This window comes from Methanothermobacter sp. EMTCatA1 (assembly GCF_002356395.1).
In the GTDB taxonomy this organism is placed as follows: domain Archaea; phylum Methanobacteriota; class Methanobacteria; order Methanobacteriales; family Methanothermobacteraceae; genus Methanothermobacter; species Methanothermobacter thermautotrophicus.
This window is the reverse complement of record NZ_AP018336.1, coordinates 1674425-1685000: the sequence shown is the minus strand read 5'-3', so window position 1 is coordinate 1685000 and position 10576 is coordinate 1674425. Positions and strand designations below refer to the sequence as shown.

Here is a 10576-nt window from a genome sequence, read left to right as displayed (position 1 = left end):
TGTATCTGTGAATCCTCCTGATGGCCCAGAAGTAACTTATGTATCTTTTAAGGGGTCTTCTGGCCCACATCTGCCTGCAGCGTGAATAGAACCTCCCCTTATGAACGTTCTCATCAGAGACCGTCAGGACAAACATTGCAACGTTTTCCTTGTTAACAAGGTCCTCCCTTATGAAACCAGGGACTATGTGCACGCCCTCAATAACTATGCTTATCCCCTCTGTCAGCGCCCTCTCAATTACTGCCTCCACCCCTATGCTCACACTTTCAACGTGGTCCCTGAATCCTATGAGGACCTCGTCTAGTTCCGGTGGTGGAGGTATCCTCAGGGACTGGTAGGCCGTGTAGCTGGATTCGTAGATGGATGGAAGAAGTTCCCTGGAGACTATCTTACGCATGACCTCCCTTATCATGTCGGTACTTATCATGTTCCTTATTCCAAGGCGGTTTGCAACTTCAAAGGCGATTGATGATGTTCCCACACCTGAAGCACCGCCTATGAGTATTATGAGGGGCTCCTTGCACTGTCTTATCTTTCGCCAGAGCATGTACTTCTCTGCAACCTCGGGGTCCTCCTTCCTGAGATGTTCAGAGACGATTTCAACCAGTTCCTCAATGGTTATCAGATCCACCTTGTTCTTTTTAAGGTGAGCCTCAATCCTTGAAGCGAAGGTGTATGCCCTGTTTGGATCCATCTCTGCCCGGGTCAGTGAACGTGCCAGAACACCCTTGGAGAATGGCTCTGTGTATTTCTTTCCACTTACCTCTCCCTGAACCATTATCATGATCTCACCTCAAAAAGAATTCAGTGATAATCTGGAATCCAGTTTTTATATATTTAACTGGATTTAAGGTTTAAGATTTCAGCCCTTACGGAACCATCATCGTCAATTTCAATGAGAGCTGCCCTGCCCTCGGAAAGCTGCCCGGGGTTGACTATGAGGGTTTCGCCAAGGCGTTCCACACCGGGGGACTCATGGATGTGGCCGCAGATGTTGATGCATGGCTGATGCTTCTCAATCACATCCCTCACACCGGTGCTTCCCACGTTATCCCCAGAGGGAATCCTGTCAACCTCTGTTCCATGGGGCGGTGCATGGGTTACAAGAATCAGCCTATCATTCCCTTTGAGGTTCTCAAGGAGTTTATCCAGTTCGCTGCGTATCTCATCCTCTCCCAGTTCAAGGGGTGTGTTGAAGGGTGTTGGATTGGAACCGCCAAGTCCACAGAATGCAACATTCTTAATATTAAGGGTTCTTGCGTGAATATTGATGGCTCTGGAATTTTCAATTCTGGATGCGATCCCATGGGGGTCACAGTTCCCAGGTACAGCGACCACAGGTATCTTGTGTGATGCCAGCTCATTTAGCAGTTCCTCAGCAAGTTCAGGGGGGCCGAAGTGGGTTATGTCCCCGGCTACAACAATAATGTCCACCCTGTTATTTTTCAGGTAACTGTGAAGCTCGGGGATGTTTGATCCATGGAGGTCACTAACTGCGAGGATTTTCACTAAAATCACCCTATTCCCTGAAAAATGAGCCTATTTCTCTCAGGCCCTTCTTTATGTCCTCTGAGTCACCGTAAATCGCTATAAGGTCATCCTCTTCGAATTCTATTATCAGACTGTGGGTTTCGGCAATGTCCTGGACCCTGTCCTCTGCAAGTGGTTCCCTGAGGTGAACCCTTGCAGCTGCAAATCCTGGCGGCGCCCCGACAATGAATTTTGATTTGGTCTGTGGGGGTCTGTGGACCTCCTCCCCCCTAGCCGCCCTTTTCAGTTTTTCAATCCACTGTGCAGGGTAATCTGATGAGACTGTCTCTGCGAGTTCAAGGAGCTCCTCCTGGATGGAGTTTAGCATGTCATTTATCCTCTTGAGCTCCTTCATCATTTCAGGGTTTTCAGGATCTGATTTGTAGAAGTTTATTGACGTCCTGACCAGTCTAACGTCCTCTGTGATTGATGTGGGTACATCCACATCCCTTTTTCTAAGGTCTGTTAAAAGTTCAACCAGGACGAACCATGTCTGTTCTACTGGTAGTGTCATAGGTGTCCTTCCAGAATTTTTAGGGTTGTGTGATTTAGCTTTGCACCCGCATCCTCAAGCTCCTTTCGGATCTCATCAACGCTGTTGTAGGAGCTGAGGAAAAGCACATGGTTACTCTGGGTGCCCTTGATGGATATTATGGCTATTTCATCATCATCTGTGAGTTCTTTTTTCTCAAGTCCCGCCTTGTAGTCCACAAAGGGTTTGAATTCTTCTGGAAGATCCTTAAGGGTGAATATTCCCTTTAAAGTGGCTATAAACAAAAAAACACCTCTGGTTTACTTTATGGGAGTTTGACTCCCATTGAAAAATAAATATTTTGGGGGGTTATCCGCTTCCAGGTGCGAGGCGGTCGAGTTCCTCGAGTTTTTCAAGGCACTCGTCGACACATACCTGGTGGGCGTCAACCACAAGATCCTCTTTTGGAAGACCCATTGCAAGTCCCAGCAGCTGTGCAAGGTGGAGTACTGGTATGTTGAATTCTTCACCGAACTTGTCCTTGATCTCCATCTGACCCACGTCAAACTGGAGGTGGCAGAATGGGCAGACATTGACTATTGCATCCACACCTGCTTCCTTCATGTTTGTGAGTTTTTCCCTTGTGAAGTCTAGGGCAACATCCAGGTCCCTGGACCTTACTCCACCACCGGCACCGCAGCACATCATCTTGTCCTTGTAGTCAACTGATTTTGCTCCGGTGACCTCGACAATTTCATCCAGTATTGTTGGCCTTTCAGGGTTGTCTATGTTTATCTCGTCGCTTGGTTTGAGGAAGTGGCACCCATAGTGCACTGCCACGTTGAGGTTGAGGGGTTTTTCAACGACTTCTGAGAGTTTGTCAAGTCCCACATCATTGTAGAGAACTTCGGCCAGGTGCCTTACGTTTATTTCACCCTTGTATTCCCTTCCTGCTTCCTTGAGGATCTCATTGATTTTTGCCCTCATCTCCTCGTCTTCCTTGAGGAGGTGGTTTGTTTCAAACAGTGACCCGAAGCATCCGTTACATTCTGTCATGATGTCTGAACCCATCTCTTCAGCGATGGTGATGTTCCTTGCTGCTATTGCAGCCCAGGTTGTCTTGTCGAATGAACCGAAGACCCCTGGTGCCGGGCAGCAGGATGCCCCTTCCATGTCCTTGAGTTCGATTCCGAGTTTATCGAAGAGGACTCTTGTTGCCTTTTCAATTCCAGGGTACCTGTTGTTCATGATACATCCTAAAAAGTATGCGATTTCCATTTACATGCCTCCCTATTCTAGTTCACCTGTTTCCCAGTTGTATCCTATTAACTGGTCGAAGCCTGTTGCCTTGATGATTTTCTGAACCTCTTCAAGTGCTCCTGGGAACTGGTGTGTTGTTGGTGGTAGTTCTCCAAGGCCAACTGCCTTTCGGAGTTCCATTGTTGCGTCGTTTATTGGCACACCATGGCCTGTTTTTATAACGAATGATCCAACAGCCTTGTGGGCTGGTGCCATGAATCCTGCCTTGGCTGCTTCGTTCCTTGCAAGTTTCACAACATCCACGATTTTGACCTTACGTGGACACCTTTCCTGGCAGGAGTAGCAGGTGGTGCACATCCAGAGTGTTGGATCTGAGATTATCTCGTCCTTTAATCCCACGTTGGCCTTCCTTATTATCTGCCTTACCCTGTATGGGGTTCTTCTTCCTGATGGGCATGAACCTGTGCATGTACCGCACTGGAAACAGTATTCCAGACTGTCTCCTCCTGCTGCTTTTATTTTCTCAGAGAATTCCTTGTCAATATTACCCTTTCTGATTATGTTTTCCTCTCTCTGCAGTAGGGTCATTATATCACTCCTTTCGCTTTTTTCCTCCTCATCCTCTGATCCTTCATCGGAATCAGAATCCTCCGAAGAGGTTTCATCCTCAACAACCTCCTCATCTTCATCGGAGGTTTCAGCTGGTTCTTCAGTTTCAACTTCATCAGCATCTGCAGTTTCCTTCTCCGGGACTTCAGGGACCTTAACAGTCTCCTCAGCCTCAGAGGCCTCAGAAACCTTCACAGGTTCCTCAGGGGCATCGGATGTTTCATCTGCAGACGATGAAGGTTCAGCTGAAGGTTTTTCTTCAAGTTGAGGTTTTTCAGTTTCTTTAATGGGCTCGCTAGGAGTCTCTGTTTCCACTGGTTTCTCTGTTTTGCTGTCCTCTTCCTTCTTTTCACCCATCAACATTTCCTTTAGGCGTTTTAGAACTGACATTGTTTTCACACCCTGAAATATCCCTGGTTAGCAAACCTCAAATTTTTCTTATTAGACTGTGACTTTTATCTCTATATAAAGATTCCTAAAATTCACCAGAGTGTAACCTTTAAGGTTACAGTACTCTGGAAATGGTTAAGTAGAATGGTGCCTCAAGTAGCTATGACGGTGCATGATCATGACCAGATACCAGATAAAGCTACATGACGGTCCTGCAAGGCTGGGCCTCCTGGATGATACTGAAACACCCCTACTAGTTGAAGATGAAGGGATGGAGATAGCACCCCATGAGACCATACCCTACAGTGTCCCCAGGGAGATTGCAGAGTGGGGTGTTAATGAAACCCTCAGGATGTCCTCCGGTTCCGATGCAGATTATGCCTTCATACATGGATCCAGCTACCCTGACCTGAGGATAAGGTGCGCCATTGAACTTGAGGAGATGGGGTTCAGGAGGCTCATAGTGGCAAATATGGATGAACTGCTTCAGAGGCCCGTGGACCTTGTGAGAATTTTAACTGTACTGAGGGAATCTTTGAAGCCTGAAACCCTGCTTTGCTCCACCTTCTCGCACCCTGCATTCATTCCCATCCTCACCTACATGGGTATGGACCTCTTCTCAGATGCCACTGCAGAGCTATACGGGAGACTCAACATCCTCCTGACAGAGAGTCACACCTATCCACTGGACACCTACGGTATCTGTGATACCAGAGCAGAGGATCTCATGGAGAGAAACAGGCACACCCTTGAGCTAATAATCAGTGAGGTCCGTGAGCATATCAGGAACGGAACCCTCAGAAACCTTGTTGAGGAGCGTGCTGCCTCATCACCCCAGAACATGTCAGCACTCAGGATTCTGGACCGTGAGAAGCAGGAATTCCTCCAGATGTACACCCCTCTCTACTGATTATATCATTTATCAACATTTATCAGGACCCCCCGTTCATTCTGGAGTTTACAGCTAATAGAGCAGTTTCAGCATTCATCAGATCATAGATCCAAGGACAAGATAATGAAAGGACCCCACATCCATCACATCATCAACCTCAAATCCCTTCTCCCTGAGTATCCCGATGACCTCATTCTCAGATAGCCTCAGGTCAAGGTGTGGACCAGGGGTCCCCTGAATTTTTTTAAAATCAACTATGGCTAGTTTACCACCATCCCTCAGGAGTCTCCTCACCTCAGCAAGGAGGAGGTCAACCTCCCTGTTTGCAACTATCCCATGGAACACGTTTGCCATGAAATAAATGTCAACTGTCCCATCGGGAACCGGAAGCCTCCCGGTTATATCATCAAGGAGTATTAAGATGTTTTTTATTCCTGCAGCAGCTGATCTGAGGGCTTCAACTGATGGTGGGTATATGTCAACTGCAATTACCATCCCACTCTCTCCCACAGCATTCACTGCCTCAAGTGAAATGAAGCCATCCCCGCATCCAGCATCGAGGAACGTATCTCCAGGTTTCAGTGGAAGCAGTTCAATCAGTTTTCTGGCGTCTATGAGGTCACGTGTTGATTTACCCCCATCGGCATGCACTCTGCCCACACTAACACCTCCTCAGTTATGAGAAAAATGTCATGACCCGCTAAATACTCTGATTCTAAAAATGAATAATCTTTCGGGATACGACATTGTGAACATTCCATAATCACTGAAGAAATAACCGCCAGATCAGACGACACTGAAAATCCATGATCACTGCCAAATTATAAATAAAAACCCTGACAGATTATTAAATGGTGTTTAGATGATAGAAAAGATGGAGCTCACCATGATAAACGGGACCGTCCATCACTTCAAGAGGGGTGAATTTGGGGTTGAAATGATAAAGGTTGATAAGGAGAAGTGCATCATACTGGTGAGCTTCTCTGAGAGGGAATTCGGGAAGAGGGAGATAATCATCCCCCTCCAGAATGTTGAAAAATGCGAGTATCTCCTGAGATAAGTTAGATGATCATCCTCTCCACCACTGCCCGGGGTGCCCCTGCAATTTCAACAAGGTATTCCGCCTCAATGAAATGAAGGCCCGCAGGGACCACGAGACAGTGGAGTGGATCACCGAAGTCCTCGTCAACGAGTGCATCTATTCTATCAGCCCTCACAAGGGGTTTCTCAGAGCCTGCCCTTGCTATGACAACTGCAAGGGTTTCGCCGCTAATTGTATCATCATCAAGTTTCTCTGATGCCTTCAAGAGATACATGAGCCCCTCACTGGCCGTCATGTATCTATTCCTGTGGGCCTCGATATCCAGGAGGACAAGGGAGTGGGAGCCAGCCTTAAGGTTCTCCCCTATGTTGGTGTAGGGTGATGTGGGAAAGTAATTATCAGCTGTGAATGGTATCGTAATTATCCTTCCAAACTTGTAGGCCTGGAGGCCCGCGAGACCAGGGGCGGCTGATATTATGGATGACGAATGGATAACCCTTGTCTCTATTCCCCTCCTGTGGGCGTCTATGAGAAGCTCCGTGTGTGTTGTTGCAACAAGGGGATCTCCCGCAACAAGGAGGGCCACATCAAGCTCCGATGCCCTCTCAAGGGGGATTCTTTCCTCCTCGATTTCTCCCCTCCCCAGGACCTTCACACTTCTACCTATTCTCCTCTCTATTGCAGATAAACTGGACCCCTGGAGCATTGCAGTGTAGAATTCAGCGTAAACCTCGTCACAGTCCTCTATGGCCCTCAGGCCCTTGATTGATATGTCATTCTCGTCATACAGTCCCAGTCCAATTATGTATAGCATCTTAACCCTCCCTAATCAGTATCAGAAACCATTAATAACGGTATATATGCACGTGACCAATATAATAGGTGACTCAAGATATGGGAAGTTTCAATCATGAAGGGCTTGAAGGTTCCAAAGAAGATGGCTAATGATATCATAAAGATGCTTGTTGCTGGGTCACTGCTGAACAGGGACTACCGTATAAGCCGGGACCATGAGCACGTTTACATACCCCTCAGGGAGGACGCCAGGATCCCTGAGATCGACGGTGCTGAAATTGTTGATCAGGAATTTAAGGAGAGCAAACGCTCCCCTGCAAAGTTCACGGACATACTGAAATCAAAAATCCCTGAAGATGCCCTTGCATCAATCAGGAGGTCCTTTGACATAATAGGAGATACTGTGATACTTGAGATACCAGAGGAGCTTCATGATTACCGTTTCATCATTGGTGAAGCCGCCCTTGAATTCACAGGCAGAAAGGCTGTCTACATGAAGAGGAGTGGTGTGAAGGGAGTTACCAGGACCAGGGAACTTGAACTCATTGCAGGATCACCGGTGTCAGAGACCATACATCAGGAGTATGGAAGCCGGATCAAGGTGGATATAAAGGAGGTGTACTTCAGCCCCAGACTTGCAAATGAGAGGGAAACTGTCGCGGCTCAGGTGAAGGATGGTGAGGTTGTCCTTGACATGTTTGCCGGGGCTGGACCCTTCGCCATTGCAGTTGCAAGGCATGGCAGGGCTTCGCGCATCTACGCCGTTGACATAAACCCTGCGGCTGTCAGGTACATAGAGGAGAATGCCAGACTGAACCATGCAGAGGATGTTATAGTTGCAGTTGAAGGTGATGTTAGGGAGTTTCTCAGGGACAGGGAGTGCTTCGCTGACCATATAATAATGAACCTCCCTGGAAGTGCCTGCGAATTTATTGACGATGCCATCAGGGCCGTGCGGGACGGTGGAGTGATACACTACTATGAATTTGCAAGGGACTTCAAAACCCCTGTGAACCGTTTGAAGGAGGCTGCGAGGCCCTTCCATGTTGAGGTCCTTGATATGAGGAGGGTTAAATCAAGGAGCCCTGGGGTCTGGCATATGGGCATCGACGCCAGAATAAGGAAAAGTGCCTCTTCAGATCCAGAAAAAAGTGAAAAGGGGTATAACTCCCTGATATAAAAAAAGGTTTATTCCATGATTTTCAGGGGTCTAGAGGGGGTCGAGGATGCCCTTCTCAGTTATAATCCCTGATATGAGGTCTGATGGTACGATATCAAATGCAGGGTTAAGGGCTTCTGTTTTCTGCGGCGCTATCCTGCATCCACCATAATATAGAACCTCTGCAGGGTCTCGCTCCTCTATTTCGATGTCATAGATGGAGTTCTTCGTGTCGAATGTGCTCATGGGCGCTGCAACATAGAAGGGGACATTGAAGCGTTTTGCTGCCAGGGCAACCATGAGGGAGCCTATCTTATTTGCCACACCCCCCTCTGCGATACGGTCGGCGCCTATTATCACCTTATCAATCATGCCAGTCTGCATCAGGTAGCCCGCTGCAACATCCGCTATCAGCTTAACGGGGATGCCCTCCTGATGCATCTCCCAGACACTGAGCCTTGCACCCTGGCCAACTGGCCTTGTTTCATCACATATGACTGTTAACCTTTTCCCATCATCCCATGCGGCCCTTATAACCCCAAGGGCTGTCCCGTAGTCAACACAGGCAAGGGCCCCTGCATTGCAGTGGGTTAAAACCGTGTCACCATCCTCTATGAGCCCCGCGCCGTGTCTTCCTATTGCTCTGTTGGTCGCCATGTCCTCCCTGTACATTGTGATGGCTTCATCCAGGGGAGATTCTGATTTCATCACACGGTCAACGGCCCAGAAAAGGTTCACTGCTGTTGGTCTAGATGCCTTTATTTCCTCTGCCGCTACCTCAACATCCTCACCGGCGAGTTCCGCCATTGCAACCCCGAATGCTGCTGTAACCCCTATTGCCGGTGCACCCCTCACAACCATGTTCTTTATGGCATATATAACGTCCCTGTAGTCCCTGCAGCGGAAGTACTCGAGGGAGTCCGGTAGTCTGCGCTGGTCGATGAGGACCAGCTCTCCATCCTTCCATTCAATGGTCTTCATGTTCATCTATCCATGGTCAGTAGTGGCTTGCTGGTGTCATGTCAAGGTGTTTATCAGCTTCTTTCTTCCCTGGGATTCCGTAGGCGTCTGCCCTGCACTGTGTACATGCCCTGAACACGGGTATTATCTTTTCAACTTCGTTGCGGACCCTCTCGATCTGTTCACATGTTGGTCTCGGGTAGTCCTTCATCTCGCCCATTGGTATAAGGGGTATTATATTCATCAGGGACGCTCCCCTCTTTTTAACCTCCCTTGCAATGTCAACTATGTGTTCATCGTTGAGACCCGGTATGAGGACGCTGTTGACCTTTACAATTATACCTCTCTCAGCGAGCTTCTCAATACCCTCCAGCTGGTTCCTCGAGAGAACCTCAAAGGCCTCCCTTCCATGGTAGACCTTATCCTTGTAGACGACGAAGGAGTATATCTTCTCCCCTATCTCAGGGTCCACTGCGTTAACTGTGACGGTGACGGTGTTAACCCCAAGTTCTGCGAGTTCATCTGCCCTGTCCGGTAGGAGAAGTCCGTTGGTGCTCATACATTTAAGGAGGTCCGAAAATTTCTTGCTGGCCTTTTTGAAGAACTCGAATGTCTCCTCATTGGCCAGAGCGTCTCCTGGACCGGCCACACCAATTACACTTATTGGCATCTCCTCCTTAACCTTTTCCACGTGTTTTATGGCATCATCAGCTGTCATGAGCCTTCCTGTAACCCCTGGCCGTCTTTCACATTCGTTTATGTCCCTGGTGCAGAATTTACAGTGAATGTTGCAGCGGGGTGCTATTGGAACATGTATCCTTCCAACCCTGTCATGCAGTTTCTCGTTGAAGCATGGGTGGGCCTTTGTTATGTGTGCAAATCTTGTCTGTCTCTGATCTGGCATTTCTTCACCTCATCCCATCAATTATCTCCTTCGCCTTCAGGACCCATTCATCCCTGAGTACCTCATCGGTGCATACGAGGGCTATCAGGTTGTCCTCAGATAGATCCCTTATAACCCGGAATCCCTCGGGTATTATCCTGAAGATTGCATCGTATACCCTCTTCTTGAGGTTGAGTGAGGGGTCATGGACCGTCATTCCGGTGATATCCGAGACCGGGTCCTCAATTATCACCTCAAACCTGGAGGGCTGGCGGACCCTGCCCCTTCCCTGTGTTTCCCATAACCTTTCAAGTAGCTGTGGGAGGTAGGTCTCATCCTTTATCCTTAGATGAATGGAACCTGTGGCCTTATCAACCTCCATTTCAGCCATATCCTCAAGGTGAATGGGTTCGGATGTCTTCTGTGTCTTAACAGCTATTATGAAAACCGGTTCCCTTGGATCAACCCATATCCTCAGGTCATCTATGGCCCTTGAAAGCTGCAGGTCCTGGAGAACCTGCCTGGTGATTATCTCATAGACTGCGGCTCCGCGGGGGTCATAGCATTCGATCTGTATTCCCATA

The 10576-nt window shown here is 48.2% G+C and carries 14 protein-coding genes (1 of these 14 only partly in view); 3 read left to right on the top strand and 11 right to left on the bottom strand.

All coding sequences use genetic code 11. From position 1 onward, the window contains the following. The 6 genes from tca_RS09030 to hdrC all read right to left on the bottom strand — a co-directional run. On the bottom strand, positions 1 to 784 hold the 5' portion of the coding sequence (locus tca_RS09030) for a 2-phosphoglycerate kinase (protein WP_286708892.1). It extends 137 nt beyond the left edge of the window; 784 of the gene's 921 nt are visible here — the first part of the coding sequence; it begins with the start codon at positions 782 to 784; its stop codon lies off the left edge, out of view. 53 nt (positions 785 to 837) lie between these two features. Further along, positions 838 to 1509, bottom strand: a complete 672-nt coding sequence (locus tca_RS09025) for a metallophosphoesterase (protein WP_286708891.1) — start codon at positions 1507 to 1509, stop codon at positions 838 to 840. A gap of 10 nt (positions 1510 to 1519) precedes the next feature. Then, positions 1520 to 2044 (bottom strand): DUF2096 domain-containing protein, encoded by a 525-nt coding sequence (locus tca_RS09020; RefSeq protein WP_115892903.1) that lies wholly within the window; start codon positions 2042 to 2044, stop codon positions 1520 to 1522. Continuing rightward, the gene (locus tca_RS09015) at positions 2041 to 2307 is read right to left on the bottom strand and encodes a DUF749 domain-containing protein (RefSeq protein WP_286708890.1); all 267 of its coding nucleotides are present in this window, start codon (positions 2305 to 2307) and stop codon (positions 2041 to 2043) included. Before tca_RS09015 ends, tca_RS09020 begins: the two co-directional genes overlap by 4 nt. A 64-nt stretch (positions 2308 to 2371) precedes the next feature. Continuing rightward, positions 2372 to 3280 carry a CoB--CoM heterodisulfide reductase subunit B gene (gene hdrB, locus tca_RS09010; protein ID WP_286708889.1) on the bottom strand — a complete coding sequence of 303 codons (909 nt, stop codon included), beginning with the start codon at positions 3278 to 3280 and terminating at the stop codon, positions 2372 to 2374. 12 nt (positions 3281 to 3292) lie between these two features. Further along, entirely contained in the window at positions 3293 to 4261 is a 969-nt protein-coding gene (gene hdrC / locus tca_RS09005; RefSeq protein ID WP_394339336.1) for a CoB--CoM heterodisulfide reductase subunit C, read from the bottom strand. Positions 4262 to 4439: 178 nt separating this feature from the next. Here hdrC and tca_RS09000 point away from each other — a divergent pair, with 178 nt between their 5' ends. Further along, a complete protein-coding gene (locus tca_RS09000) occupies positions 4440 to 5171 on the top strand; it encodes an archaeosine tRNA-ribosyltransferase (protein ID WP_286708887.1) in 732 nt (243 codons plus the stop codon). Between the two features lie 78 nt (positions 5172 to 5249). Here tca_RS09000 and tca_RS08995 read toward each other — a convergent pair whose 3' ends face one another. After that, positions 5250 to 5813: a class I SAM-dependent methyltransferase gene (locus tca_RS08995; protein WP_286708886.1), complete on the bottom strand. Its 564-nt coding sequence runs from the start codon at positions 5811 to 5813 to the stop codon at positions 5250 to 5252. A 202-nt stretch (positions 5814 to 6015) separates the two neighbouring features. Here tca_RS08995 and tca_RS08990 point away from each other — a divergent pair, with 202 nt between their 5' ends. Beyond that, positions 6016 to 6213, top strand: coding sequence for a hypothetical protein (locus tag tca_RS08990; RefSeq protein ID WP_286708885.1), 198 nt, complete (start codon positions 6016 to 6018; stop codon positions 6211 to 6213). A 1-nt stretch (position 6214) separates the two neighbouring features. Here the strand turns inward: tca_RS08990 and dph5 are convergent, their stop codons facing one another. Beyond that, positions 6215 to 7009 (bottom strand): diphthine synthase, encoded by a 795-nt coding sequence (gene dph5 / locus tca_RS08985; protein WP_286708884.1) that lies wholly within the window; start codon positions 7007 to 7009, stop codon positions 6215 to 6217. A 96-nt stretch (positions 7010 to 7105) separates the two neighbouring features. Between dph5 and tca_RS08980 the strand changes: the two genes are divergently transcribed. After that, positions 7106 to 8170, top strand: coding sequence for a class I SAM-dependent methyltransferase family protein (locus tca_RS08980; protein ID WP_286708883.1), 1065 nt, complete (start codon positions 7106 to 7108; stop codon positions 8168 to 8170). A 30-nt stretch (positions 8171 to 8200) separates the two neighbouring features. Here tca_RS08980 and mtnA read toward each other — a convergent pair whose 3' ends face one another. The 3 genes from mtnA to tca_RS08965 are packed head-to-tail and all read right to left on the bottom strand — an operon-like array spanning position 8201 to position 10575. Beyond that, positions 8201 to 9130 (bottom strand): S-methyl-5-thioribose-1-phosphate isomerase, encoded by a 930-nt coding sequence (gene mtnA / locus tca_RS08975; RefSeq protein WP_286708882.1) that lies wholly within the window; start codon positions 9128 to 9130, stop codon positions 8201 to 8203. A gap of 16 nt (positions 9131 to 9146) precedes the next feature. Then, on the bottom strand, positions 9147 to 10013 hold the full coding sequence (nifB, locus tag tca_RS08970; protein WP_115892898.1) for a FeMo cofactor biosynthesis protein NifB: 867 nt from the start codon (positions 10011 to 10013) through the stop codon (positions 9147 to 9149). A gap of 4 nt (positions 10014 to 10017) precedes the next feature. Continuing rightward, entirely contained in the window at positions 10018 to 10575 is a 558-nt protein-coding gene (locus tca_RS08965) for a methanogenesis marker 17 protein (RefSeq protein WP_115892897.1), read from the bottom strand. Between the last annotated feature and the right edge of the window lies 1 nt (position 10576).

Excerpts from the sequence above, each read along its gene's own strand:
- hdrC (WP_394339336.1), bottom strand. The coding sequence starts at position 4,261 with ATGTCAGTTCTAAAACGCCTAAAGGAAATGTTGATGGGTGAAAAGAAG.
- tca_RS09020 (WP_115892903.1), bottom strand. The coding sequence starts at position 2,044 with ATGACACTACCAGTAGAACAGACATGGTTCGTCCTGGTTGAACTTTTA.
- tca_RS08990 (WP_286708885.1), top strand. The coding sequence starts at position 6,016 with ATGATAGAAAAGATGGAGCTCACCATGATAAACGGGACCGTCCATCAC.
- nifB (WP_115892898.1), bottom strand. The coding sequence starts at position 10,013 with ATGCCAGATCAGAGACAGACAAGATTTGCACACATAACAAAGGCCCAC.
- tca_RS08980 (WP_286708883.1), top strand. The coding sequence starts at position 7,106 with ATGAAGGGCTTGAAGGTTCCAAAGAAGATGGCTAATGATATCATAAAG.
- hdrB (WP_286708889.1), bottom strand. The coding sequence starts at position 3,280 with ATGGAAATCGCATACTTTTTAGGATGTATCATGAACAACAGGTACCCT.
- tca_RS08965 (WP_115892897.1), bottom strand. The coding sequence starts at position 10,575 with ATGGGAATACAGATCGAATGCTATGACCCCCGCGGAGCCGCAGTCTAT.
- mtnA (WP_286708882.1), bottom strand. The coding sequence starts at position 9,130 with ATGAAGACCATTGAATGGAAGGATGGAGAGCTGGTCCTCATCGACCAG.
- dph5 (WP_286708884.1), bottom strand. The coding sequence starts at position 7,009 with ATGCTATACATAATTGGACTGGGACTGTATGACGAGAATGACATATCA.
- tca_RS09000 (WP_286708887.1), top strand. The coding sequence starts at position 4,440 with ATGACCAGATACCAGATAAAGCTACATGACGGTCCTGCAAGGCTGGGC.